At 63.6% G+C, this 25,124-nt stretch carries 25 protein-coding genes; 13 read left to right on the top strand and 12 right to left on the bottom strand.

From position 1 onward, the window contains the following. The first annotated feature begins 23 nt into the window (after nucleotides 1-23). The 10 genes from EJ069_RS04470 (at nucleotide 24) to EJ069_RS04515 (ending at nucleotide 11,794) form a co-directional block, all read left to right on the top strand. Entirely contained in the window at nucleotides 24-1,499 is a 1,476-nt protein-coding gene (locus EJ069_RS04470) for an aspartate aminotransferase family protein (protein ID WP_126060262.1), read from the top strand. 13 nt (nucleotides 1,500-1,512) lie between these two features. After that, nucleotides 1,513-2,745 carry a hypothetical protein gene (locus tag EJ069_RS04475; protein WP_126060263.1) on the top strand — a complete coding sequence of 411 codons (1,233 nt, stop codon included), beginning with the start codon at nucleotides 1,513-1,515 and terminating at the stop codon, nucleotides 2,743-2,745. Further along, nucleotides 2,742-3,494, top strand: a complete 753-nt coding sequence (locus tag EJ069_RS04480; RefSeq protein WP_126060264.1) for an FkbM family methyltransferase — start codon at nucleotides 2,742-2,744, stop codon at nucleotides 3,492-3,494. Before EJ069_RS04475 ends, EJ069_RS04480 begins: the two co-directional genes overlap by 4 nt. 155 nt (nucleotides 3,495-3,649) lie before the next feature. Beyond that, nucleotides 3,650-6,211, top strand: a complete 2,562-nt coding sequence (locus EJ069_RS04485) for an FAD-dependent oxidoreductase (RefSeq protein ID WP_126060265.1) — start codon at nucleotides 3,650-3,652, stop codon at nucleotides 6,209-6,211. Nucleotides 6,212-6,358: 147 nt separating this feature from the next. Continuing rightward, nucleotides 6,359-7,075: a site-2 protease family protein gene (locus EJ069_RS04490; protein WP_126060266.1), complete on the top strand. Its 717-nt coding sequence runs from the start codon at nucleotides 6,359-6,361 to the stop codon at nucleotides 7,073-7,075. Nucleotides 7,076-7,134: 59 nt separating this feature from the next. Further along, a complete protein-coding gene (locus EJ069_RS04495) occupies nucleotides 7,135-8,076 on the top strand; it encodes a phosphoribosylaminoimidazolesuccinocarboxamide synthase (RefSeq protein WP_126060267.1) in 942 nt (313 codons plus the stop codon). Between the two features lie 77 nt (nucleotides 8,077-8,153). Then, nucleotides 8,154-8,996 carry a DUF1194 domain-containing protein gene (locus tag EJ069_RS04500; protein WP_126060268.1) on the top strand — a complete coding sequence of 281 codons (843 nt, stop codon included), beginning with the start codon at nucleotides 8,154-8,156 and terminating at the stop codon, nucleotides 8,994-8,996. A 116-nt stretch (nucleotides 8,997-9,112) separates the two neighbouring features. Further along, entirely contained in the window at nucleotides 9,113-10,063 is a 951-nt protein-coding gene (locus tag EJ069_RS04505) for an ABC transporter substrate-binding protein (RefSeq protein ID WP_126060269.1), read from the top strand. Nucleotides 10,064-10,229: 166 nt separating this feature from the next. After that, the gene (locus EJ069_RS04510) at nucleotides 10,230-11,006 is read left to right on the top strand and encodes an ABC transporter permease (RefSeq protein ID WP_189476165.1); all 777 of its coding nucleotides are present in this window, start codon (nucleotides 10,230-10,232) and stop codon (nucleotides 11,004-11,006) included. Further along, a complete protein-coding gene (locus tag EJ069_RS04515; RefSeq protein ID WP_126060270.1) occupies nucleotides 11,003-11,794 on the top strand; it encodes an ABC transporter ATP-binding protein in 792 nt (263 codons plus the stop codon). The genes EJ069_RS04510 and EJ069_RS04515 overlap by 4 nt, the downstream gene beginning before the upstream one ends. 21 nt (nucleotides 11,795-11,815) lie before the next feature. Here the strand turns inward: EJ069_RS04515 and EJ069_RS04520 are convergent, their stop codons facing one another. From EJ069_RS04520 to EJ069_RS04530, 3 genes are all read right to left on the bottom strand, one after another. Next, complete coding sequence (locus tag EJ069_RS04520; protein WP_348526999.1) at nucleotides 11,816-12,754, bottom strand: GlxA family transcriptional regulator; 939 nt, start codon at nucleotides 12,752-12,754, stop codon at nucleotides 11,816-11,818. 309 nt (nucleotides 12,755-13,063) lie between these two features. After that, complete coding sequence (locus tag EJ069_RS04525) at nucleotides 13,064-13,210, bottom strand: hypothetical protein (RefSeq protein WP_167509393.1); 147 nt, start codon at nucleotides 13,208-13,210, stop codon at nucleotides 13,064-13,066. Nucleotides 13,211-13,550: 340 nt separating this feature from the next. Next, nucleotides 13,551-13,736, bottom strand: a complete 186-nt coding sequence (locus EJ069_RS04530; RefSeq protein WP_042645026.1) for a hypothetical protein — start codon at nucleotides 13,734-13,736, stop codon at nucleotides 13,551-13,553. A gap of 219 nt (nucleotides 13,737-13,955) precedes the next feature. On the opposite strand from EJ069_RS04530, the gene EJ069_RS04535 reads away from it, so the two are divergent. Next, complete coding sequence (locus EJ069_RS04535) at nucleotides 13,956-14,855, top strand: LysR substrate-binding domain-containing protein (RefSeq protein WP_042645025.1); 900 nt, start codon at nucleotides 13,956-13,958, stop codon at nucleotides 14,853-14,855. Nucleotides 14,856-15,081: 226 nt separating this feature from the next. Here EJ069_RS04535 and EJ069_RS04540 read toward each other — a convergent pair whose 3' ends face one another. Together EJ069_RS04540 and EJ069_RS32640 are read right to left on the bottom strand one after the other, a co-directional pair. Next, entirely contained in the window at nucleotides 15,082-16,098 is a 1,017-nt protein-coding gene (locus EJ069_RS04540; RefSeq protein WP_126060272.1) for an alpha/beta hydrolase, read from the bottom strand. Nucleotides 16,099-16,400: 302 nt separating this feature from the next. Then, complete coding sequence (locus EJ069_RS32640; RefSeq protein ID WP_040982459.1) at nucleotides 16,401-16,586, bottom strand: hypothetical protein; 186 nt, start codon at nucleotides 16,584-16,586, stop codon at nucleotides 16,401-16,403. Between the two features lie 293 nt (nucleotides 16,587-16,879). On the opposite strand from EJ069_RS32640, the gene EJ069_RS04550 reads away from it, so the two are divergent. After that, nucleotides 16,880-17,902 (top strand): acyltransferase, encoded by a 1,023-nt coding sequence (locus EJ069_RS04550; protein ID WP_245456434.1) that lies wholly within the window; start codon nucleotides 16,880-16,882, stop codon nucleotides 17,900-17,902. Nucleotides 17,903-17,911: 9 nt separating this feature from the next. On the opposite strand, the gene EJ069_RS04555 is transcribed toward EJ069_RS04550, so the two are convergent. After that, on the bottom strand, nucleotides 17,912-19,981 hold the full coding sequence (locus tag EJ069_RS04555) for an ASKHA domain-containing protein (RefSeq protein WP_126060273.1): 2,070 nt from the start codon (nucleotides 19,979-19,981) through the stop codon (nucleotides 17,912-17,914). Between the two features lie 89 nt (nucleotides 19,982-20,070). Between EJ069_RS04555 and EJ069_RS04560 the strand changes: the two genes are divergently transcribed. After that, nucleotides 20,071-20,313 (top strand): hypothetical protein, encoded by a 243-nt coding sequence (locus EJ069_RS04560; protein WP_245456435.1) that lies wholly within the window; start codon nucleotides 20,071-20,073, stop codon nucleotides 20,311-20,313. 79 nt (nucleotides 20,314-20,392) lie between these two features. On the opposite strand, the gene EJ069_RS04565 is transcribed toward EJ069_RS04560, so the two are convergent. The 6 genes from EJ069_RS04565 to EJ069_RS04590 form a co-directional block, all read right to left on the bottom strand. Next, a complete protein-coding gene (locus EJ069_RS04565; RefSeq protein ID WP_126060275.1) occupies nucleotides 20,393-21,367 on the bottom strand; it encodes a methyltetrahydrofolate cobalamin methyltransferase in 975 nt (324 codons plus the stop codon). A 138-nt stretch (nucleotides 21,368-21,505) separates the two neighbouring features. Further along, the gene (locus EJ069_RS04570) at nucleotides 21,506-22,597 is read right to left on the bottom strand and encodes a methylenetetrahydrofolate reductase (protein ID WP_126060276.1); all 1,092 of its coding nucleotides are present in this window, start codon (nucleotides 22,595-22,597) and stop codon (nucleotides 21,506-21,508) included. Continuing rightward, entirely contained in the window at nucleotides 22,594-23,184 is a 591-nt protein-coding gene (locus EJ069_RS04575) for a methylenetetrahydrofolate reductase C-terminal domain-containing protein (RefSeq protein WP_126060277.1), read from the bottom strand. The genes EJ069_RS04570 and EJ069_RS04575 overlap by 4 nt, the downstream gene beginning before the upstream one ends. Continuing rightward, nucleotides 23,177-23,479 (bottom strand): virulence factor, encoded by a 303-nt coding sequence (locus tag EJ069_RS04580; RefSeq protein ID WP_042645018.1) that lies wholly within the window; start codon nucleotides 23,477-23,479, stop codon nucleotides 23,177-23,179. Before EJ069_RS04580 ends, EJ069_RS04575 begins: the two co-directional genes overlap by 8 nt. A gap of 135 nt (nucleotides 23,480-23,614) precedes the next feature. Beyond that, nucleotides 23,615-24,397, bottom strand: a complete 783-nt coding sequence (locus EJ069_RS04585) for a formyl transferase (protein ID WP_126060278.1) — start codon at nucleotides 24,395-24,397, stop codon at nucleotides 23,615-23,617. 84 nt (nucleotides 24,398-24,481) lie between these two features. Beyond that, a complete protein-coding gene (locus EJ069_RS04590) occupies nucleotides 24,482-25,057 on the bottom strand; it encodes a DUF4893 domain-containing protein (RefSeq protein WP_126060279.1) in 576 nt (191 codons plus the stop codon). Nucleotides 25,058-25,124: the final 67 nt, after the last annotated feature.

Below are 25,124 nucleotides of genomic sequence, written 5' to 3' on the forward strand. Positions count from 1 at the left end.
AGCGCGAAGGGGAGATTTTTCAGATGACCGTCATGGCCAAGCCGGAACAGACAGGCGCGCACACGCTGGTTGAAGCGCCGGCGCTGTCGCCCACCTCCATCGCCAAGCCCGATTTGATCAGCGTCGAGCAGGCCAAGGCGCTGGATGTTGCCCGCATCACCGACCTGTTCAAGGCGCATCTCAATCCTGGGCAGCTGCATTTCATGAAGCTGCTCGGCTTCCACAAGGTCAAGATCGAGCGCGCCGAGGGCATGTTCTATATCGACCAGAACGGCCGCAAGATCCTCGACTTCTTCGGCGGCTTCGGCTCGCTCGCTTTCGGCCACAACCATCCGCGCATCCTGGAAGCCCGCAAAAAGTTCCAGGAGGAAAAGCGCCAGGAGATCGCCATCGCCTTCATGTCGCAATATGCGGCCGCACTTGCGCACAACATCGCCAAATGCTCGCCGGGCGACTTAGACATGGTGTTCTTGGGCTCGTCGGGTTCTGAGGCCATGGAAGCAGCGGTGAAGCTTGCCGAGCGCGCCGCCGGCCCGAAGCGGCCGAAAATCGTCTATGCCGAGAATTCCTTCCACGGCAAAACCAAGGGCGTGCTGGCGATCACCGACGGCCAGCTCTACCGCGCCGACTTCAAGGTGGCCGACAATGTCGTGCGCGTTCCCTTCGCCGACATCGACGCGGTCGAGCGCCTGTTCGAGAGCGATCCCGAGATCGGCGTCATCGTGCTCGAAACCATCCAGGGCGGCGGCGGCATCATCCAGGCAGAGGCGCAATACTGGCAGAAGCTGCGCGCGCTGTGCGATCAGCATGGCGTGCTGTGGGTCGCCGACGAGGTGCAGTGCGGCTATGGACGCTCCGGCCGCTTCTACGCCTTCGAGCATTACGGCGTGGTGCCAGACGTGACGGCGCTGGCGAAATCGCTGGGCGCCGGCAAGGCGGCGGTCGGTGCCATGATCGCCAGGCGCGACATCTATATGAAGGCCTATGGCACGCCGAAGACGGCGATGATCCATGCCATGGCGACCTTCGGCGGCATGGGCGAGGCCTGCGTCACCGCGATCGAGGGCATCAACGTGCTCTATGACGACGGGCTGATCGACAACGCGGCCTCGACCGGCGAGTACCTTCTGCAGCGGCTGCAGGCGCTGAAGGAAAAATATCCGAAGATCATCAAGGACGTGCGCGGCAAGGGTTTCATGATCGGGCTCGAGTTCCACGATTTCTCGCAGACCTTGCCGATGGTGCTACGTCCGATCGTGAGCGTGCTCGACGACAAGCTGAAGGGCTCGCTGTCGGGCTTCGTCGGCTCGCTCTTGCTGCGCGACTACGACGTGCTGGTCGCCTTCACCGAATACAACCGCAACGTCATCCGGCTCGAGCCGCCGCTGATCTGCCAGCCCGAGCATGTCGACCGTTTCGTCGACGCCTTCGACAGCCTGTTGTCGCGCGGCATCGTGGCGATCGTGAAGGATTTCGTCAAAAGCCAGGTCGGCAAATAAGAGGCCGCCGAGCATGCTGACCAGGCCCTCCGCGCCCACCAATCCGCTGGAACGGTTGACCGGCGCCGGTCTGGCGTGGGGCGAGGGCGCTTACGCGAAATGGGCTGCCTCGATCGGGGCGATTACGTTTTCGCTCTACATCCTGCTCATCGCGGCGACCGCCTGGTTCATGCCCGACGCCAATTGGGACATGCTGCCCTATCTGGCGATCGCCGAGGAGGGCGCCTATCCCGATTCGCAGGCGCTGCATGATTATGCCTACAGCACGGTCAGAGCAGGCGTGTCGGCCGGCGACTACAAGACATTGACCGACGATGGCGGCGGGTTCCGGAGCCACATGGCGCAGAACGCCGCCGACTTCCATTCGCTGCTCGGCATGTACCGGATCAAATTCCTTTATGCGGAAATCCTGTCCAGCTTCAGCCATGTCGTCGCGCCGGTCGAGGCGATGCGGCTGGTGCAGGTTTTTTCGGTGCTGCTGTTCGGTGCCATCACGCTCGCCTGGCTGCGCGCGGAAGGCGCGCTGGCGCTGGCGCCGGTCGTCGGCGCGATCCTGATCATGGCCGATTTCGGCGACGCGGCGCGCGCCTCGACGCCCGATCTCCTATGCTCGGCGCTGTTCCTCGGCGGTGCTTTCGCCTATGTGCGCAAGCGCGAGGCGGCGACGGCGGTCCTGCTTTTCCTCGCCTTTATGGCGCGGCCCGACAACATCGTCTTCCTCGCCATTTTCGCCGTGCTGCTCGTCGTTTTCCGTGAGAAGGCATGGGGCGCGCTGGCCGGTTTCGCGGCATCCTTCGTCGCCTATTTCGCCATCTCGCACTGGGCGCAGCATCCCGGCTGGTGGCCGCATCTTTGGTTCTCCAGCATCGAACAGCATTACAACATGGACGGCTTCGAGCCGCGGTTTTCCATTGCTGCCTATCTGAAGGCCTTCGCCGCCTCGGTAGTCCGCGCCGTCACCCTCAACAGTTGGGTTGGCGTATCGGTGCTGGCGCTGGCCGGCTGGTATGCGCTGGAGCGCGCCGGCTTCCGGCTGGATCGCCGCGCCGGCATCCTGCTTGCGGCGCTGGTGCTGGGCGTGCTGGCGAAGTTCACCGTCTTTCCGATCCACGACACTCGCATCTATTTCCCCAATCTCCTGCCGCCCTTCCTGCTGCTCGCCGCGCCCTTGATGGCGCTGTGGGCGGCCGCAAACCAGGGCGGGCGCCGCGCGGCGCTGCAGGTCATTCCCGGAGACAAGTCATGAGCTCGCTTTCCAGCCTCGCGCGCACCTTGCTGTCGCTTAGCCTTCCGGCCGGCCTGCTCGATCGCGGGCCGGCGCTGCATGGCACGAAGTTCCTTGCGAAGGCGGCGCTCAGGGCACGCTTCGGCGGCCGGCCGTTCCAAATGGTCAATGTTGGCGCCTGCGACGGCGCGCTGTTCGACGACGTGACGCCCTGGCTGCACCGGATCCCCGGGGCGCGAGCCATGCTGGTCGAGCCGATCCCATATAACCAGAAGCGCCTGCGTGCGAATTACCCGGATGCCAGCCGCTTCATCATCGAGCCGGTGGCTGTCACGAAAACCCAGGGCAGGATCACCGTCCATACTTTCGACGCCGCTGCGCTCGAGGCCGGCACGCTGCCGATCGAGTTCATCGGCTGCTCGTCGGTCACCGACACCAATCTGATGTCGGGCAAGAACGCCTGGGGCGAGGCGGACGCCAACTTCAACAAGTTCGCGCCGCATCTGAAGGATATCGAGGTGCCGTCCGAGACCTTGCAGACGCTGCTCGACCGCAACGGCATCACCCATATCGACGCGTTCCTGGTCGACTGCGAAGGCGCCGACTGGATGGTGTTCGAGCAACTCGATCTGCAACGCTACCGCCCCGGCATGATCAAGATCGAGGTCGGCGCGCTGCCTGCCGCCGAGATCGGCCAGGTCGTGGTCAAGCTCAAGACCGCCGGCTACCAGGTCGGCTTCCAGGCCGAGGACATCTGGGCCTTCGCCTGAGTTGATTTCCTCCGGGTGACCGCTCGGCGCGCGGGGTCGCGGCGTACCTGCGACGTGTCGCAAACAGGCGGTAGCCCAGCCGCCGTCCTCTGCATATTGTGCGCCATTCGAAAGGGCGCAGGCGCGCCCGTTTTATGCTTCTGGAGTCGCGGGCAATGGCAGAGTTTCCGAAAAAGGCGAAGGTCGTCATCGTCGGTCTGGGCGGTATCGTCGGCGCGTCGGTCGCGCATCACCTGATCGAGCGCGGCTGGGACGATATCGTCGGCATCGACAAGTCGGGCATCCCGACCGATATCGGCTCGACGGCGCATGCCTCGGACTTCTGCTACACGACCAGCCACGATTTCCTGTCCTGCTGGACGACGCTCTACTCCATCGATTTCTACCAGAAGATGGGCCACTACGCCCGCGTCGGTGGCCTCGAGGTTGCCCGCGTCGGCGACGATGCCCGCATGGACGAGATCAAGCGCAAGATCGCCTCCGCCAAGGCGTTCGGCACCCGTGCGCGGCTCATCGAGCCGGCCGAGATCAAGGAGAAATTCCCGCTGATCGAGGAGCATCTGGTGCAGGGCGGCCTGTGGGACCCGGATGCCGGCCTCGTCATCCCGCGCTCGCAGACGGTAGCCGGCAAGCTGGTCGACCAGGGCGTCGCTTCCGGCAAGCTGCAGGCCTTCGCCAACACCTCGGCGAAGGAGCTGATCGTCGAGAACGGCCGCATCAAGGGCGTGGTGACCGAGCGCGGCACGATCGAGGCTGATTATGTCGTGGTCTGCACCGGCATATGGGGCCGGCTCACCGCGGCTCTGGTCGGCGAAGACCTGCCGGTCATGCCGATCGACCACCCGCTCACCTTCTTCGGCCCCTACAACGAGTTCGCCGGCACCGGCAAGGAGATCGGCTGGCCGCTGCTGCGCGACCAGGGCAACTCGGCCTATATGCGCGACACCGGCGATCCGAAGACTGCCGAGGGCGGGCAGATCGAATGGGGTTATTACGAGGAGACCAATCCGCGTCTCTGCCACCCGCGCGATCTGCTCGAAAAGCATGAGGCGCGGCTGTCGCCGTCGCAGCGCGACCTCGACATGGAGCAGATCATGGCGCCGCTGGAACGCGCCATGGAACTGACGCCGATCCTGGGCGAGCTCGGCTATAATGAAGGCCATTCCTTCAACGGCCTCTTGCAGGTGACCACCGATGGCGGCCCGTCGATGGGCGAAAGCCAGAAGGTGAGGGGCCTGTGGTACGCCGTCGCCATCTGGGTCAAGGACGGCCCCGGCATGGGCAAGCTGATCGCCGACTGGATGACCGACGGCCGCACCGCGATCGACCATCACCAGATCGACTATTCGCGCTTCTATCCGCACCAGACGCAGGAGCAGTTCATCTGGGATCGCTGCACCGAGACGGCGATGAAGGTCTACAATCCGGCCGTCCATCCGCGCGAGCCTTTCTCCAAGGGCCGCAACATCCGCCGCTCGCCCTTCTGGGAGCGTGAGAAGGAGCTCGGCGGCTATTTCATGGAACTCGGCGGCTGGGAGCGTGCCCACGGCTACGCCGCCAACGAGCATCTCCTGGAGAAATACGGCAACCGCGTGCCGGTGCGCGAGAACGAGTGGGACAACCGCCATTTCTGGCGCGTCTCCAATGCCGAGCATCTGGCGATGAGCGAGGATTGCGGCATCGTCAACCTGTCGCATTTCTCGATGTATGACGTAGAGGGACCCGACCATGTCGCGTTGCTGGAGTGGCTGTGCGCGGCCAAGATCGGCGGCGACAACAATATCGGCAAGGGCATCTACACCCACTTCCTCGACGAGGAGGGCATGGTGCGCGCCGACTTCACGGTCATCCGCATGGCCGATCGCTGCCGCGTGATCGACGGCGCCGACGCTGGTCCGCGCGACTTCCGCTACATGCAGCGCACCGCGCAGGACAAAGGTTTTGACGTCACCGTCACCGACGTGACGGAAAAATACGTCACCATCGGTATCTGGGGGCCGAATGCCCGCACGACCCTGCAGAAGGTGGTCGAGGATCCGAACGGCCTGACACCGGAGAATTTCCCCTTCGCGGCGATCAAACCGATCAAGATCGGCGGCAAGGATGTGACGGCCTTCCGCATCTCCTATGTCGGCGAGCAGGGCTGGGAACTGCATATGCGCTACGAGGACGGGCTCGCCGTCTGGGACGCGCTGCGCTCCACCGGCGTCATGCCGTTCGGCGTCGAGACCTATGCCAACACGCGCCGGATGGAAAAGAGCCTCAGGCTGCAGAATGCCGACCTCTTGACCGAGTACAATCTGCTCGAGGCCGACCTTGCCCGTCCGAAGGTCAAGGAGAATGACTTCTGCGGCAAGGCCAAGCATCTGGAATATCGCGCCCGTGAGCATCAGCCGGCTATGCTGTGCACGCTGGTGATGACCGAGAACACCGATTCCGAGGGCGTGGCGCGGTATCCGGTCGGCACCATGCCGGTGATGGACCCGGCGACCGGCGAGACGCTGGTCGACGAGCTCGGCCGCCGCTCCTTCACCACTTCGGTCGCCTATGGCCCGACGATCGGCAAGAACATCGCGCTTGCCTATCTCCCCTGGGCCTACTGCCAGGAAGGCCGCAAGCTGCAGGTCGAGTATTTCGGCGAGACCTATCCGGTCGAGGTGGCGGGAGTAGGCTACAAGCCGCTCTACGACCCGGAGAACCTCAAGCCGAGGAGCTGAGGATCGGAGGCAGAAAGATGCAAAGCCCGGCTCCGGTCGGGCTTTTCTCTTTTGCACGACAGGAATCTCGCATAGCGTCGCACCGGGCGGAGGAAGCGGCTTGCAACGGTTCGGTTGGGACAGGAAGAACGACGCATTCGTCTTCTGATGAAGGGGGACATTCCCGTTCATGTCAGCTGGACCTTTGCCATTCCAGCCGTCCTGCCGTTCCTGCATGAGTGGTCGAGGCGTCCCCAGGTCGCCCTGATCCATACGGCCATATTCGCCGCGCTCCTGTTCCTATCGGTGTTTCTGCATGAACTTGCCCATGTCTGGGCAGCGCGACGGCGCGGCATCGGCACCCAACGGATGGACCTGTACCTGTTCGGTGGAATTGCCTGGTTCAAGCCCGGCGCGGCTTCGCCCTATGGCTGGGCGTGGATCGCATTTGCCGGGCCGTTGGTGAACATCGTCCTGGCGGCGGGCTTTGCCGCTGCCTATTACCTTTTTGCGCGGCCCTTGTTGCCTGTCGATCCGGAGGGTCTTTTCAGTTCGCCGCCGCCGAGACCGGACACGCTTCTTGAGTGGACGCTTTGGCTTGGCGCATTGCTGAATGCGGCCCTGGCCCTTCTCAACCTCCTTCCGGCCATTCCGCTTGATGGCGGTGCGATCGCCAGGCATCTGCTTGCGCCGCGCTTCGGCGCGGATGCCGCCGTGCGGATCGTCGGCTTCTGCGGCGTCGTGCTTTCGATCCTGCGTTTCGCGGTCATTGTGCCTCCGGCCATGGCCGGAATCCTGTTGTGGTTTCCGCCTTCCTTCAGGCCGAACTGGCGGGCGTTTCGCGCCGCCGGCAATAAGAAGCCCGTTCCGCAGCATCCGGCTTGATGTGCGGGGGGCCAGCGGCTTATGTGGCCCGATCAGAAGCCTGCGAAAGCCTACACCCCATGCGCATCCTGTCCGACGCCTTCATTCCCGAGCTTCCCAATCACTACCACGGCAAGGTGCGCGAAAATTACGACCTGCCGGACGGGCGCCGCATCATCATCGCCACCGACCGTTTGAGCGCGTTCGACATCATCCTGGCCTCGATACCGTTCAAAGGCGAAGTGCTCACCCAGACGGCGCGCTACTGGTTCGAGGAAACCGCCGACATCTGTCCCAACCATGTGCTGGAATATCCCGACCCCAATGTCGTCGTCGGCACGCGGCTCGACATGCTGCCGGTCGAGATGGTCGTGCGCGGCTATCTGGCGGGGACCACCAGCACCTCTATCCTGACCAAGTATCGGAAAGGCGAAAGGAGCTTCTACGGCCACAGCTTTCCAGACGGGCTGCGCGACAATGAAAAACTGCCGGAAGCGATCATCACGCCGACCAGCAAGGCCGCCCATGGCGGCCATGACGAGCCGCTGTCGGAAGCCGAGATCATCGGCCAGCGGCTGCTCACGCAGGAACAGTGGGATACCGTATCGCGCTATGCGCTGCAGCTGTTCGCCCGCGGCCAGCAGCGCGCCGCCGAACGCGGCCTGATTCTCGCCGACACCAAATATGAATTCGGCACCGCGCCGGACGGCACCATCGTGCTGGCGGACGAGATCCATACGCCCGACAGCAGCCGCTATTGGATCGCTGCGAGCTATGACGAGGCGTTCGCGAGCGGCGGGCGGCCGCAGAGCTTCGACAAGGATTTCGTCCGTTCCTGGGTGTCGGCGCGGTGCGATCCCTACAAGGATCCGATCCCGCCAATTCCGGACGAGATCATCAACCAGGCCTCTGCGGTCTATATCCAGGCTTATGAAGCGATAACCGGCGCGAAATTCGTGCCCGACCTTTCCGGCGATACGGTGCTGGAGCGTATCCGTTCGAACCTCGCGCGGTATTTCTAGAAGATCCAGGCCGGCCAGATCCGGCGCCCGGGAATTCCCGGCTTTTGCGCGTGGCGATTTTCGCCTAACCTTCCGCCATGTCTGCTTATGCCCGCGCAAGGCATATCTTTTCAGGCAGCGCCGCTCTGGCGCTGGCGCTTTGGCTGACGCCAGCGGCTTCTCCTGAAGAACCGGTCGATGTCGAGCTGGTGCTGGCGGTCGATGTCTCACTTTCGATGTCGCCGGCCGAGCTGGAGATCCAGCGCCACGGCTACGCGGCGGCGCTGACGCATGACAACGTGCTGAAGGCTATCGCCGACGGCGCCTATGGCAAGATCGCCGTCACCTATGTCGAATGGGCGGGCACGACCTGGCAGCGAGTCGTCGTGCCGTGGACGGTGATCGCCAACCGCGCCGATGCCGAGGGGTTCGTCGCGAAGCTCGACGCCAACCCGCCGGACAGCGCCCGGCGCACCTCGATTTCCGGGGCGCTGAGCTTCGGCAGCGACCTGTTCGCAGAGAGCGGATTCCAGGGGACCAAGCGTGTCATCGACGTTTCCGGCGACGGGCCGAACAACCAGGGCGCGCCGGTCGATCTCACGCGCGACGAGGTGGTCAGGCAAGGCATCACCATCAACGGACTGCCGCTGATGACGCGCGGCGGCTTCAGCGGCGCCTTCGACGTGGACAATCTCGACCGCTATTACAGCGACTGCGTCATCGGCGGATCGGGCGCCTTCATGATTCCGGTCAATGACTGGACGCAGTTTCCCGAAGCGATCCGCCGCAAGCTGGTGCTCGAGCTTGCCGGTCCCGCTTCGCCGCTATGGGCGGCGGACGAGGCCGCGCATGTGCCGGTCGTGCTTGCCGACGACAAGCCGGCCACCGATTGCCTCGCCGGCGAAAAGATGTGGCGCAACCGCGGCTGGGGCATGCCGTGAGGCGAGGAGAAGCAGGCAACCGATCAGGATGACGTTTCGTTGAAACGCCGCTTCATTGACAAGCCTTTTGGCGTCTGTGAGACAATTCGCGCTCACCACAAAAAAGGGGAACCACGATGAAAAGGACCACCATTTTCGCGGCGGCGCTGACGGCGGCCGCCATCCTTAGCGCGCCGGCGATGGCCGCCACGTCGCTCACCATCGGCATCAGCGGCTGGACAGGCTTCGCGCCGCTGACCTTGGCCAAGCAGGCCGGGCTTTTCGAAAAGCACGGGCTCGACGTCACGCTGAAGAAAGTGCCGCAGGCGAGCCGCCCGCTGGCCATTGCCAGCGGCGACCTGCAATGCGCGGCGACCACGGTCGAAACCTGGATGGTGTGGAACGCCAGCGGCGTCACCACCAAGCAGATCTTCCAGCTCGACAAGTCCTATGGCGCCGACGGCATTGTCGTGCGCAACGACATCAAGTCCGTCGCCGACCTCAAGGGCAAGAATGTCGCCTCGTCCGCGCCCGGAACCTCGCCCTATTTCCTGCTCGCCTGGGTGCTCAACAAGAACGGCATGTCGACCAAGGACGTCACCGTCGTCAATCTGGAGCCGGATGCGGCGGCGCAGGCCTTCCTGGCCGGCCAGAACGATGCCGCCGTCACCTATGAGCCGTTCATCTCGGCGGTCCGCGACAAGGCCGACCAGGGCCATATCCTGGCGACCACGCTCGACTACCCGATGGTGCTGGACACGGTCGGCTGCACGCCGGACTTCCTCAAGGCCAATCCCGACGCCGCCAAGGCGCTCGCCGACAGCTATTTCGACGCGCTCGACCTGATCAAGAAGGATCCGCAGAAGTCCTACGAGATCATGGGCGCCGACGTGAAGCAGTCGGCTAAGGAGTTCGAGGATTCGGCCAAATACCTGAAATGGGCCGACAAGGCGGAGAACAAGCAGTTCTTCACCAAGGAATTCCAGGATTTTTCCAAGACCGCGGCCGAGCTTTTGCTGCAGATGGGGCTGATCAAGGAGGTCCCGGATGTGACGACGCTTGCCGATACCAGCGCGGTGGCCAACTGATCGCGCATCAGCCGATCGGCGGCGCAAGGCCGCCGATCCCTTCTCGCTAAAGCGCGTCGCGATCCTTCAGATGCGCTCCTCGCGCTTTAGATTTTTGATTTTACGCATGTCTTTATCCCGAAACCGGTTTCCACTTTCGGGAGCCATGCTTTAAGGACAGGGCCTGATGCTGCGTCCCTTGCACCCCGTTGCGCCGGGCACGCGAACCGTGCTCGGCATCGCCTTCTTCGTGCTGTTCGTGGCGTTCTGGGCATGGATCACGCTCGGCGGCCATGTGAACCGGATCTTCCTTGCCGATCCGCTGTCGATGCTCAAGGACGGCTGGCGGCTGCTCGTCGAAGACCGGTTCTGGCTCGATATCCTGATCACCATCTGGCGCGTCTTCGGCGGCTTCGTGCTGGCCTCGGTCGTGGCGGTGCCGATCGGCATCGCCATGGGCGCCTGGAAGCCGGTCGAAGCCTTCCTCGAGCCGTTCGTGTCCTTTGCCCGCTACCTGCCGGCATCCGCCTTCATCCCGCTGCTCATCCTGTGGGCCGGCATCGGGGAATTCGAGAAGCTCCTGGTGATCTTCGTCGGCTCTGTGTTCCAGATCATCCTGATCGTCGCGGTCAAGGTCGGCGCTACGCGCCGCGACCTGGTCGAGGCCGCCTATACGCTGGGGGCGACCGACAACGGCATCGTCAAGCGCGTCATCATGCCGGCCAATGCGCCGGAGATCGCCGAAACGCTGCGCCTGGTGCTCGGCTGGGCTTGGACCTATGTCATCGTCGCCGAACTGATCGGGTCATCCTCCGGCATCGGCTACATGATCATCAACAGCCAGTCGCGGCTGGCGACAGGACAGATCATCTTCGGCATCATCATCATCGGGCTGATCGGGCTTCTGTCCGATTTCGCCTTCAAGGCGCTCAACCGCTGGCTTTTTCCATGGAGCCTGGCATGAGCAAGCTGCTGATCGAGGCCGTCTCGCGGACCTTTGCCGGGGTCGGGGGAGGGCAGCCGGTGCGGGCGCTGCAGCCGGTCGACCTCGCGGTCGCGGCCAATGACTTCATTACCATCCTTGGGCCGTCCGGCTGCGGCAAGTCGACCTTGCTCAGGATCGTCGCCGGACTGGAGGCGCCGAGCACGGGCCGCGTGCTGCTCGACGGCAAGGCGGTCACAAGGCCGGGGCCGGACCGCGGTATGGTGTTCCAGTCATACACGCTGTTTCCCTGGCTGACGGTCGCCGAAAACATCGGTTTCGGCCTGCGCGAGCAAGGCCGGCCCGAGCGCGAGCGCAACGAGATCGTCGCCTCCTATATCGATCTTGTCGGCCTGAAAGGCTTCGAGAGCCACTGGCCGAAACAGCTTTCGGGCGGCATGCAGCAGCGCACGGCGATCGCGCGGGCGCTGGCCAACGATCCCGAAATCCTGTTGCTCGACGAGCCGTTCGGCGCGCTGGACAACCAGACGCGCGGGCTGATGCAGGAACTGCTGCTCGGCATCTGGGAGCGGCGCAAGAAGACGGTGCTGTTCGTCACCCACGACATCGAAGAGGCGATCTTCATGGCGTCGCGGGTGATCGTGATGAGCGCCCGGCCGGGCCGCATCAAGTCGGACGTTCCGGTCGACCTGCCGCATCCGCGCCACTATACGCTGAAGACCAGCCCGGAATTCTCGGCGCTCAAGGCGCAGCTCACCGAAGACATCCGCATCGAGGCGATGCGAACGGCGCAGACTCAGCCAGCTTAGACAGCTGCGTCTGCTGCCTGCTTAGGCCGCCAAGAGCTGCTTGCGGTCGACGCGTTCCTGCTGCGGCGAGCGGGCATAGAGCTCGCGGTAGCATTTGGAGAAATGCGAGGCGGAAACGAAGCCGCAGGCGACCGCCACTTCGACCACCGGCAGCGACGACTGGATGAGCAGATGCCTGGCGCGGTCGAGCCGGATCTCCAGATAGTAACGGGCGGGGGACCGGCCCATCTCGGTGCGGAACAGGCGCTCGATCTGCCGGCGGGAAAGATCGACATGGTCGGCGATCTCGATCAGCGACAGCGGCTCGGAGAGGTTCGCCTCCATCAGTTCGATGATGGTGAGCACCTTGGAATTCTGGACGCCGAGGCGGGCGCGCAGCGGCAGGCGCTGGCGGTCGGTCGGGCTGCGCACGCGGTCGGTCAGCACCTGCTCGCAGACGCGGTTGACGAGGCTCTCGTCGAAGTCGTCGCCGATCAGCTTCAACATCATGTCGAGGGCGGCGGTGCCGCCGGCGCAGGTGTAGACATTCTGGTCGATTTCGAAGAGGTCGGCGAAGACATTGGCTTTCGGGAAGGCCTCGGAGAAGCCTGGAAGGTTCTCCCAATGGATAGCGCAGCGCTTGTTGGACAGCAGGCCCGCGGCAGCCAGGATATGGGCGCCGGTGCACAGGCCGCCGACAGCGACGCCGCGGTTGTACTCCTCGCGCAGCCATGCGAAGGCCGATTTGTTGTGGTAGCGCTCGACATTGATGCCGCTGCAGACGATCGCCATGTTTGGCCGATCCGGCCCGGCCATCTTCCTGCGCTCCTCCTCCAGCGAGGTATTCACGGCGCATTCGACGCCGTTCGAAGCGCGAACCGGCTTGCCGTCGATGCTCGCCAGGCGCCAGCTATAGGCCTCGTAGCCGAGCATCCGGTTGGCCGAGCGCAGCGGATCGAGCGCCGTCGCGAAGGCGATCATGGTGAAGTCGGGAACGAGGAAGAATACAAACGATCTCTTGATCGGGTGCTTTACGGCATTCACGGGGAAACCTCACGCTGCCATGACGCGAACAGGATGTCGCGAACAGCATAGCGACAACAGGAAAAACCATTCCTGTCAATCGGGTAGGCGGCTAAGTGAAGATTAAATTTGCGACACGGGTCGCAAATGGGCAATCGGTGCAACCGCAGGGCGTCGCTGCGCGGCCGACAACTGCCCGGTCCAAATGAAAACGCCGCCTCGGCAAGCCGGGCGGCGTCGAATTCAGCTGATCGGTGCTGGATTGTCTCAGGCAACAAAGCCGAGACGAGCAGCGGCCACGGCGCCGGTCTGGCCGGGCATGGTCTTGGCGAGGCGCTGACGCTCCAGAGCGGTCGTCAGGTTCATTTCGCGGCGGGCGAAAAGGCGGGCAAAGAGCTTCATCATCATCTCCATTTGGTTGCTCAGACGGGTCGCCTTCGCTTGATGGAGTGGGGCAGCTCGTTTTTTGCTGGCGCTGATATAGGCTCGCTTCGGCAAAAACTAAATCGCAAAAACGAAGCGCTTGATATGAAAAGCGACACGATTTGCGACATTTTTGGGCAATGTGCCCATAATTTCCTATTATTTACAGTGCCTTACCTGACCTGTTAACCCGCTATGCGAGTGGTTCATATGCGTCATGCAGGGGCGGCATGGCTGGAAAGTCGTTTGAATGCAAACAAAAAGGCCTAAAACGAACAAAAAGGCCTGCCGAGCTGACGCGGCAGGCCCTCAGATCTCGATACACACGTGATTACTTCGCTCCGGCCCAGCTTCCGACACCGTGGCGCAGGCCGGTCTTGACGTCGGCTGCTTCCGGCCAGCCGATATCCTTCTGCAGTTCGATCGGCAGCGCATGGATGGCGCGTTCGGTCTGGTAGCGGGCGCGGGCCGCGCTGAACTCGGTCGCAAGCCGACCGATGGATGACAGGATAGACATTTCTTTCTCCTCTATGCGGGCAGGGAGGCGCCCGTCACTGCGTTAAGTCAGGTCTGTTTCAGCTTCATTTCACGTCGATTGCAGGACTGTGTCAGGGTCGTTTCATGGCTGCTTTTGGCAGCATCCTGCATCGATCGAGTTGACTATGCGCCCGGACTGATGTTCAATCAAACGAAATGGAATGATGGATTGCATCAGAAAAATTGAAGGTCGGCTCCCATGAACGCCCCGCTCAATCACCCTTTGCCGCTGCTTGACCTCGATGTGCTGCGCACTTTCGTGGCGATCGCCGAGACCGGTTCCTTCACCACCGCCGCCAACGCGGTGTTCCGCACGCCGTCGGCCGTCTCCATGCAGATCAAGAAGCTGGAGGATATTCTCGGCCGTTCCGTCTTCGCGCGCGATGCGCGTTCGGTGACGCTGACGACGGATGGCGAGATGCTGCTCGGCTATGCCCGCCGGCTTTTGTCGATCAACCGCGAGGTGGTGTCGAAGTTCATCATCCCCGACATTGTCGGCGTGGTGCGGCTTGGGTCCCCGGACGACTATGGCGAGCGCGTGCTGCCGCATGTGCTGAAGCGCTTCGCGCAGTCGCATCCTTCGATCGCCGTTGACGTCACCATCGACCAGAGCATCAATCTGCGCCGGCGCATGGATGACCGCGCGCTCGACATCACGCTGCTCACCAATTCCTACAAGACCAGTGCCGTCGGCGCAGAGGTTCTGCTGACCGAGCCGATCGTGTGGGCGGGCGCCAAGGGCGGCTGCGCGCATCTGCGCGAACCTTTGCCGGTGTCGCTGTGGGAGGAGGGCTGCGCCTGGCGGGCCGGCGCGCTGGAAGCGCTCGGACGCGAGGGCCGCAACTACCGCATCGCTTATATGAGCGCCCACACGGCCGGCCAGCGCGCCGCGATCATGGCCGACCTTGCGGTGGCGCCGCTGCCGAAATCCTTCCTTGGCGACGAGATGGTCTCGCTGGGCGCCAAGGACGGGATGCCGGAGATCGGCACCTACAATCTCGCCATGGTGGTGGCGCCCGACGCCAGCGCGCCGGTGAAGGCTGTCGCCGACCATATCCGCGCGACGTTCGAGCTGTTCCGCGAGACCGGCAAGTTCTGACGAACGTGATGGACCGACTTTCGGTGCTCAGCGACCTCGTTGCGTTCGCAAAGCCGATTGAGCGGCTGACCGACATGATTGACGAGCTTGGCTGGTCGGATACGCCGATCGTTGTCCTTAGCGCCGATCACATAGCGAGGACGCTCCGTCGCTTTCTCACGGGGGAGCTAGCCGCGTCCGACGTGGAGGAATGGGCAAATCTGATCGAACTCAGGGACGATATCAGCTACCAGCCCGATCGAAGCGATGAAATCGCCGACGCGATCTTCGTACTCGCAAATCCGGTCATCAACGGAGCTCTTGATAGGCCCTTGGCCGACGAGTTGACCGTCTCCCTTTCGGCTTGACTGCGGGCTTCATCCCTCAGGAACGATACGATGCTGTCGCGCGCGCGGCGCGCTTCCGGCATCTCGATCAGCGGCCAGACGTGGAACATGCCCTCCTCGTAGACCACGTCCACCTCCACGCCGGCAGCCCGCGCCCGTTCGGCGAAGATGAGATTGTCTGGTGTCAGCATGTCGCGTGAGCCGGTCAGCAGCAGCGTTTTCGGCAGCAGGGACAAGTCGCCGTAAAGCGGGCTGATGTGCCAGTCTTTGCGGTCGAAACCGGCGCTGTAGAGCCGCACCGCTTCCAGCCCACCCGGAATGCCCAGCCAAGGATCCTGGCGCTCGGCCTCGAAGACTTCAGGATTTGCAAGCGAAACGTCGAGGCCGGGCGAGATCAGCACATGGCGCGACGGCGAGGGCAGGCCGTCCTCGGCCGCCGTCATGGTCAGCACGACGGCCATATTGCCGCCGGCGGAATCGCCCATGAAGACGATGTCCTCGGCCTCGGTGTCTTCGAGCATGCACCGGTAGACGTCGCCGACCATGCCGAACATGGCATGGAAATCGTGCTCCGGTGCGATTGGGTAGATCGGCACGGTGATGCCGAAACCGAGACGCTCGGCCATCTCGGCGATCAGCCCCCAATGGTAAGAGGTGATCTGGAAGACATAAGCGCCGCCATGCATGTAAAGTATGCGCCGGCGTTCGCCCGCTTTTGGGGCGATCTCATAGACGGGAAAGCCGTCGATCTCGGTCTCGGTGATGTCCAGCCGCGCCTTGAGCAAGGCCGGCGGATGATGGTCCTCGGTCTTGCGGGCGTAGGCGATCCAGCGCTGCAGGTTCTCGGGACTGGAAAAGGCTTTCTTGCGGCTGTGCCGCAGAACGAACGAAACGAGATGGCTTTTCAAACTGGGCATGCGGATACACGGATCTCGGCAGAGCCGACTAAGAGAATTCCCCCGCTCTGCGAAGATTGTACCTCTGTTTGAAATGTCAAGGAATCACGTTGGCACATCGGCGTGATCCCGTGGTGCCGGTTCTTGTTTACGAAATTCCGGACAGAGGGCTACGGCGAGTGGCCGGGCTGACCGCATCTTACTTTTCTTGCTCTAGCGCCGCTTCGGCAGCAGCGCGGCGCGCAGTTTGTTGTCGCCGGCCGCCGGAACCGCATCGCGGCCCCAGCGCTTGCCAAGCAGCTTGCATTTGTCGGCGAAGGTCATCAGCGCGGCGTGCCCAGAAGCAGCTTGTGCAGTGCTGCCTGCGGGTCGCTCGGCGGCGAGGCCGGCCAGCCGATATCCTTCTGGACATGTGCCGGCAGATCGTTGAGCGCGCGGATCGCCTTGTTCCTGGCATGCGCCTGCCTGATGGTGACACCGAAGCGGCTGAGATTTCCGAACATTGACATTTTCTTCTCCCTTGAAGACCAGCGGCACCCGAGAATGATCCCCGGCCGCCATGCGATGGCCGCTAAATGCGTCACGCATGTATCGGGTCGATTTCGCGAGAACAGTGTTTCGGTTTCGGGATCGCGCGAATCCGGAAACATTTGCATGCAAATGAATTAAGCGGGCCGACGGGCCGGGTCCGGTCCGAATAGCTGCCATCGGCGGTTGACAGAGGCGAGCGGCTGCATAGGTATTGTGCAATGCGGCGTGGGGTGTGTGCACCGCAACATGATGCGAGGCTGGTGAGGGCATCGTGACAAGCATACACAGCATTCAATATCTGCGCGGCTTCGCGGCGTGCGCGGTCGTTTGCTTTCACGTCAGCGAGCAGTTCGGCGGTCCGTTCGACGTCGGGGCAGCCGGCGTCGACGTCTTCTTCGTCATCAGCGGCTTCATCATGTGGGTGACGACGGCGGGCCGGCCGACCAATCCCTGGCGTTTCATGGGGCGCCGGATCACCCGCATCGTGCCTCTCTACTGGATCGTCACGCTGCTGACCGCGATGGGCATCCTGATGAAGCCGCAGTTCTTTTACGACCATTTCTTCAGCGTGGCGAATTTCGTCGGCTCGCTGTTCTTCCTGCCGGTCCTGCAGGAGGATGCGCTGCACCCCATCGTCGTACAGGGTTGGACGCTTTGCTATGAGATGATGTTCTATCTCGTTTTCACGCTCGTCCTGTTCCTGGGCGAGCGGTGGCGGTTCGGCGTTCTGGTGGGTGCGCTTGCCGCCATCGTCGCGCTGCATTTCGTCCTCCCCGCGGGATACGCACGAGCCTTCACCGATCCTGTCGTGATCGAGTTCGCGGCCGGTGTCGTCGTGGGGCGCTTGTGGCTCCAGGGTGCCAGGCTGCCGCTCGGGGCGGGGCTGGCGATGCCTGGCGCGGGAATCCTTCTGCTCGCGGCCGGCCAGTGGTTCGACGCCCATTTGCCTCGCGCCTTGCTCTGGGGGCTGCCGGCCGCGTTGATCGTGGCGGGCGCGGTTTTTGCCGAGCGGGCGCGGCCGTTCAAGCCGGATGCATTGCCCACATTCCTCGGCGACGCGTCCTATTCGATCTATCTGTGGCACATTGTGGTCGGCGTGCTGGCGACGGGTGTCGTCCTCAGGATCGGGATACCCGCAGCTTTGCAGCCGGTGACGATCATAGTCGCCACGCTTGCGCTCTCGGCGATGCTCTATTTGATCGTCGAAAAGCAACTGATCGCGCTACTGCACCCGCAGCGCCCCAAGGCCGCCGTGAAGGCCAGAAGCGCCGCGGCCGCAGGGGCCGCGGAATGAGCTGAAACGTTAGTTGCGGCCGCGGCGCGCCGCGCGCTCCTCGCGTGAGCGCCGGCGCGGGGTGGCGTCGCCTGCGCCGCCGTCCTCGCTCGTTGCCTTGCGCGGCGGCAGCTTCACCGCGGCCGCCAGCTTGGGGAAGGGGTCGACCTTGTTCGGCAGCGCCATGGCGTAGACGAAGTGCTCCTGGAATTTCGGTTCCAGCGCCGTCTCGATCTTCTCGATCCTGCTCACCGTCTCTTCGATCTCGCGACGGTAGCCGCGGTTGAGGAGCGCCATGCGCGCGCCGGCGCCGGCGGCGTTGCCGACGGCCGAGACCTTGTCGAGGTCGCAATCCGGGATCAGGCCGAGCACCATGGCGTATTTCGGATCGATGAAGGAGCCGAAGGCGCCGGCGAAGTGGATGCGGTCGACATGATCGGTGTGCTGCTTTTCCATCAACAGCTTGGTGCCGGCATAGAGCGCTGCCTTGGCAAGCTGGATGGCGCGCACGTCGTTCTGGGTGATGGTGATCTTCGGCTCGCCTTCCTTCAGGACATAAGAGAAGGTGCGGCCGTTGGGCACGACGCGGGGCGAGCGCATGCTGAGCGATCCATCGACAACGCCGTCCTCCGAAATGATGCCCGACAGATACATCTCGGCGATCACCTCGATGATGCCGGAACCGCAGATACCGGTGACGCCGGTCGCCTGCACGCTTTCGGCGAAGCCAGGCTGATCCGACCACAGTTCCGAGCCGATGACGCGGTAGCGCGGCTCCAACGTGTCCGGATCGATGCGCACGCGCTCGATGGCGCCGGGCGCCGCGCGCTGGCCGCCGGAGATTTCCGCGCCCTCGAAGGCCGGGCCGGTGGGGGACGAGGCCGCGACGACGCGGGTCCGGTTGCCCAGCACGATCTCGGCGTTGGTACCGACGTCGACGATCAGCATCATCTCGTCCTGGCGATGCGGGCCTTCCGACAGGGTGACGGCGGCGGCATCGGCGCCGACATGGCCGGCGATGCAGGGCAGCATATAGAGGCGCGCGCCCTGGTTGAGCTTCAGGCCGATGTCTGAGGCCTTGATGCGCACCGCGCCGGAGACGGCGAGCGCGAAGGGCGCGCCGCCGAGCTCGGTCGGATCGATGCCGAGGAACAAATGATGCATGATCGGATTGCCGACGAAGACGGAATCCAGGATGTCCGCGCGCTGGACGTTGCCTTCGGCGCACACCTTGTCGACCAGGCTGGAAATGGCCTCGCGCACGGCAACCGTCATGCCCTCGCGGCCGTCCGGGTTCATCATCACATAGGAGACGCGGCTCATCAGATCCTCGCCGAAGCGGATCTGCGGATTGGATGTGCCGGAGGACGCGGCGACGCGGCCCGACAGCAGCGACACCAGATGCATGGCAATGGTGGTCGAGCCGATGTCGCAGGCAAGGCCGTAGGCCTCGTTCTTCAGGCCCGGCCACAGCGCGATGACGCGTGCGATGTCGCTGTCGGCATCCTTGTGGATGGCGGCCGTTGCGGTCCAGTTGCCCTTGCGCAGGATGCCCTGCACCTGCGGCAGCAGATAGAAGTCGAATTCGAGATTCTTGAGACCCCAGTCCTTCATCAGGGCGATCTTGAGCCGGTCGAGATCGCCGAGCGGCTTGTGCATGTCGGGCTCTTCGATCTCGACATAGCACATGCGGATCGCCGTATCGCGAGCGATCACCCTGGTGTCGGCGTCCTTGCGGATGGTCTGGGCGTTGATGACCGTGTCCTGCGGCACGTCGATGACGAGGTCGCCGAGTATCTGCGCCGAGCAGGAAAGACGTCGCCGCTCGGGCAGGCCGCGCACGCGCTCGTAGCGCTCTTCCTTGGCGCCCTTGGGCGAGATGTGGTCGTTGGACGAGATGATCTTGTGCTTGGCGAAATTGCCTTCCTGGACCTCGATCTGGCAGCGCCCGCAGGTGGCGCGGCCGCCGCACACGCTTTCGACATAGACGCCGAGCTGGCGCGCCGCATCGAGCACCGGCGTGCCGACCGGGAACCGGCCGCGCTTGCCCGACGGCATGAACAGGACGAGCGGATCGGTGATGTTGGGGGGAGGATTCATGCTGGCACGCGTCTCGATGGCAATTGCCGATGCCGTTTAACGGATCGTTCTACTATTGGGCGGAGAGTCCGTTGGTCCAGGGGCCGACCATGTCGGATCTGCTGCTCTCCGCCATCTTCTCCGCGTTCACCATGGTGCGCGTGATCAAAGGCTCGTGGCTGCGCAATCCGCATTACCTCGCCACCGGGATTGTCGGCGCGATCGTCGGAACCCTGGTGCTGCACGCCTACTGGCCCGCCTATGACGATGATTTCATCGTCGGCGGGGTCACGGGCATTTTCGGATCCTGGGCGGGCATGGTGTTGTTCGACGCAATAGTGGGCATGGCCTGAACGCAAAGCAGAACTGCCCGACCGCATCCACGATGCGATCGGACCAGCCTTGTTTGCGGTATGGCCCACGATTGCGCGCTTACCCCCTGGCCATGCGGGCTTCGCGGCCGCCGCGGCGGCGGCCGCCGGCGGCAGCGCCGTCGCCCGGCGTGGTGACCGCGACCGGAGCGGCAACGGCGTGGCCGCCTTCGGCCGGCTTGTAGTCCTTGTAGGTGCGGATCCAGTTGGTGCAGTTCTCGTCGGTGCCGTTGAGCACATTGGCGCCGCGCACGGCTTCCATTTCCTGCGGACGCACCGGGTTCATGATTGCGCTGGTCATGCCGGCGCCGATCACCATCGGGATGAAGGCGGCGTTGATGCCGTGGCGGTGCGGCAGGCCGAAGGAGATGTTGGAGAGGCCGCAGGTGGTGTTGACCTTGAGCTCTTCGCGGAGCCGCCGCAACAGCGCGAACACCTGGCGGCCGGCATCGCCCAACGCGCCGATGGGCATCACCAGCGGGTCGACGACGACGTCATGCGAGGGGATGCCGAAGTCGGCGCAGCGCTCGACGATCTTCTTGGCGACGGCGAAGCGGACATCCGGGTCCATCGAAATGCCGGTCTCGTCGTTGGAGATGGCGACGACCGGGACGTTGTATTTCTTGACCAGCGGCAGGATCGCCTCGAGCTTTTCCTCCTCACCGGTGACGGAGTTGACCAGCGGGCGGCCCTTGGCGACCTTCAGCGCAGCCTCGATGGCGGCGGTCACCGAAGAGTCGATCGACAGCGGCAGATCGACCAATCCTTGCACGATCTCCAACGTCTGCACCAGCAGCGCCGGCTCGGTGGCGTTGGGGTCGACGGCGGTGACTCCGGCATTGACGTCGAGCATGGTGGCGCCGCAGGCGGCCTGCTCCAGCGCGTCCTTGATGACGGTCTCGAAGTTGCCGGCCACCATCTCGGCGGCCAGCTTCTTGCGGCCGGTCGGGTTGATGCGTTCGCCGATCACGCAGAAGGGCTGATCGAAGCCGATGACGATTTCTCGGGTCGCCGAGGCGACGATGGTGCGGGTCATGCGATCTCTCCGTGGGATATAAAGAGTTCTTTATATCGTTATCTGATTTGGTTCAAGTGAATGCGTGCCGACCACCTAGACTCTAAGTTCATGTATGTCGTTGTCCCAAAACCGGTTCCCACTTTTGGGCGACATACATCAATGCGCGGTCTTCACCATGTCCACCTGGGTTTCGGTAATCTCGTCGTGCAGTATGTGGTCGAGCCGCTGGGCGACGATCTGGTCGTCGCGGCGGATTTCGCGCTTCCAGGGCTGGCGGCCTTTCAGCACGCCGGATTCATCGACGATCTCGGCGACATATTCCTCCTGGCGGTAGGCCATCACATGGATGCCGGCGACGCCCGGGATTTCCTTCACCTCGTTGATGATGTCGATGCAGAGCTGCTTGCCTTCCTTCTTCTGATCCTGCGCGCCCTCCAGCCGCTTGATCACCGCATCGGGGATGTGGATGCCCGGCACGTTGGAGCGGATCCACTTCGCCGTCTTGGCGGAAGCGAGCGGCCCGACGCCGCAGAGCAGGAACAGCTTTTCGGTGTGGCCGAGGTCGCGCGCCTTCTGCATGAAGGCTTTGAACATCGGCACGTCGAAACAGTACTGCGTCTGCGCGAATTGCGCCCCGGCGGCGATCTTCTTGCCGAGATGGATCGGGCGGAAGTCGTAAGGCGGCGCGAAGGGGTTGACCGCGCAACCGAGGAACACCTGCGGCGGCGTCGTCAGTTTGCGGCCGGACAGGAACTTGCCATTGTCGCGCATGATGCGGATGGTTTCGAGCAGCGACATGGAATCGAGGTCGAACACCGGCTTGGCGCCCGGCTGGTCGCCGGCCTGCACGCCGTCGCCGGTGAGGCACAGCATATTGGCGACGCCCATCGCCGCGCCGCCCAGCACGTCGCCCTGGATGGCGATGCGGTTCTTGTCGCGGCAGGCGATCTGCATGATCGGCGCATAGCCCATGCGGGTAAGCAGCGCGCAGATGCCGACCGAGGACATGTGGCAGTTGGCGCCCGAGGCGTCGACCGCGTTGATGGCGTCGACCCAGCCGTCGAAGATCTTGGCCCGGTTGTAGACGTCTTCGGGATCGGCGCTGTCCGGCGGGTTGAGCTCGGTCGTCACCGCGAATTCGCCGCGGCGCAGCACGCGCTCCAGCCGGCCGCGCGAGGTGTGGCCGGGCAGGGGATCGAGCGGCAGGTGGATGCCGGCCGGGTTCTCGTCGCGCTGGCGGGCGTTCATGCCGAAGCTCCGGGGGTCTGGGTCGTTTCACGCGCCGCGGCGGCCTGCGCCGTCACCCGCAGCCAGGCCGAAGTTTCGCGCAGCGACTGATCGACCGGCTTCTGCACGGTCAGGATCTTGTCGCCGTGAACCATGTTGCGCGAGCCTTCCCAGGCCTTAACCCAGACGCAAGGCATATCCGGCTCGACCTCGCAATTGCCGTTGGCGCGCACGCCGCCGCACGGGCCGTTGCGCAGCTGCTTGGGGCAGTTCATAGGACAGGACATGCCGGTGGAGGAAAGCACGCACTGGCCGCACATACGGCAATCGAACATGAAGCCCTTCACGCGCTTTTCGACAAACTTCACCGGAGCTTCGACCCGGCTGTAGCCGATACCCTTCCACAGGGGGTGCAGGAGCAGGAAGACATCGGCGAACCGGCTGTAGAACCATTCGAGCAAGCGCGAATGCTTGATCGACCACAGCCGCACGGCAAAGGTGCGCTGGACGCGGCGCTGCGGCGACACATCGGCAGGCTTGTAGTCGGATTTCGGCGCTGCCTTCTTGACCAATGTGGCCTGGGTGACCGCCGGCTGCTTGTCAGACATTTTCTTTCCCGCCAGCCTTGACCAGAGCGACCAGCCGCTCGCGATCATATTTCGCGTCGAGTTCCTGATAGGCCTTCTCGACCTCGGCCTCGATGTCGTCGCCGACCGGAACCGGGTCGGCCTTGCGCCATTCAGCCAGATAGTCGTCGGTGCCGCCGGCGCCGGTGCGCATGGCGCACATGTCGATCGCCTCGGTGAAGCGCAGCGGCAGCTCGCGCTTGGCGTTCTGCCGGCCCTTCCTGACGATGACCTGGGCGGGGATATCGCGCCAATAGACGACGATCAGATCGGCCATGAATTCTCAACTCCTCGATGTCATGGAGCATTGCCGCATGCGCTGTTGGCCCGCTTGTTATGGGACGACGCGCGCCCCTTCAAAAGCGACGCTGGCGATGGCGCAAAGCGAATGCTGGAATCCGTTGCCGGCCAATCACCAGACGCGCTTGGTCAGGCCGGTCCAGAGATAGGACCAGATCGTCGGGTGATACCATTGCTTGGACGGCAGGCCGGGATCGATCGTTTCCAGTCTGCCGGCCAGCGCATCCTTCACCGCCTCGACGCAGATATCGCGCGAAAACGCTGCCTGGCGCAGCGCGTAGCTGGCGATGGTGTCGCCCGTCTTGGGTTTGCCGCGCGCCTGCTTCAGCACGCCGCCTGTGTCGACCCCGGCATCGACGAGATGCACGGTGGTGCCGAAGTTCTGCGCGTCGCCGGAGGCCAGCGCCCAGTAGCCGCCATTCATGCCGCGATATTTTGGGGCGATGCCGGCGTGATAGTTGAGCACCGGGCAAGGCATCCTGGCCAACGTGTCCTTCGACAGCAGCCTGCAGCCGGCGAGCAGGACGACGCCCGGTCCGATGCTGGCGATTTCCTTCAGGCACTCCGGCCCGTTGGCTGAGGGCACGTGGATGATCGCCTGGCCCTGCCGCGGTTCGGCGTCGAGCTTTTCCTCGGCGATCAGCCGCTCGGCATGACCGGCAAGGAAGCGCTTGCCGAGCCTGGTAAGCACCATCGTGCCGAGCTGCCCGATGGCAGAGATCCAGCCCTGCCGCCGGCCGCGGCCCATGAGCAGTCGCTTTTTGGATTCAGGAGCTTCGAGGACGACGCTGACGGGACCGACACGATCAGCAATCGCGTTGACGATGGCCCAGATGTGCGGGCCACCTTCGGTGACGACCACGATCGGTCGCGTACTCGATTCCGACGCTGCCACGGCAAGCACCCGCTTTGAAAACCGGGCGCATGCTATGCGGGCTGGGTTAATCCTTGGTGTGCCGGAGGCGTTTCAGTACCCGGCTCAGCGCTTGAATTCCATGATGTCGAGCTTGGATTCGTAATAGGGCGCGGGGAATTCGATACGCCATTCTGTGGCGCTGTTGCGGAAGGCGTAGCCGACCTGATCGCTTTCGGGGCCGCTGCCATAGACCTTGGGCTTGTCGTTATTGACCGAAAACGAGCCGAGATAGATGGCGCGCTTCTCATTGTCGTCGAAGAAGCGGCCGGTCGTGCGCTGCGAGCCGGTAATCTTCGTAAGGCGCCAGCCGGAGCCGTCGTCGGTCACCTTGCACTTGAACCAGCCATAGATGATCAGCGGGCTCAAGCCGCCCGCCTTGATGGTGCGGCATTTCCAGTCGCCGGTGAGATCCGTGTCGGAGAAAGCGACGAGCGGCTTGGCGAGCAGGTCATCCAACTGCTTGACCTCCGCCGGATTGCCGGCCTTTGCCTCCTCGAGAGCCGCCTTGCGCGTCTCGCCATATTTATCAAGCCGCGCCTTGTCGGCGGCGGTGATCAGCTTCTGCACCTCGCCGTCGGCATGGGTGGGCAAGGTGAGGGCGACAAGGCCGAGAGCGGCAAAAAACAGGCGAGGGGGCATCAAATCGTTTCCTCAAATCGATGGCTGGAACAGTTTTTTTCGTCACTGGCGCACAACTTACCGGTTC

This window comes from Mesorhizobium sp. M2A.F.Ca.ET.043.05.1.1 (genome assembly GCF_003952445.1).
Taxonomy (GTDB): domain Bacteria; phylum Pseudomonadota; class Alphaproteobacteria; order Rhizobiales; family Rhizobiaceae; genus Mesorhizobium.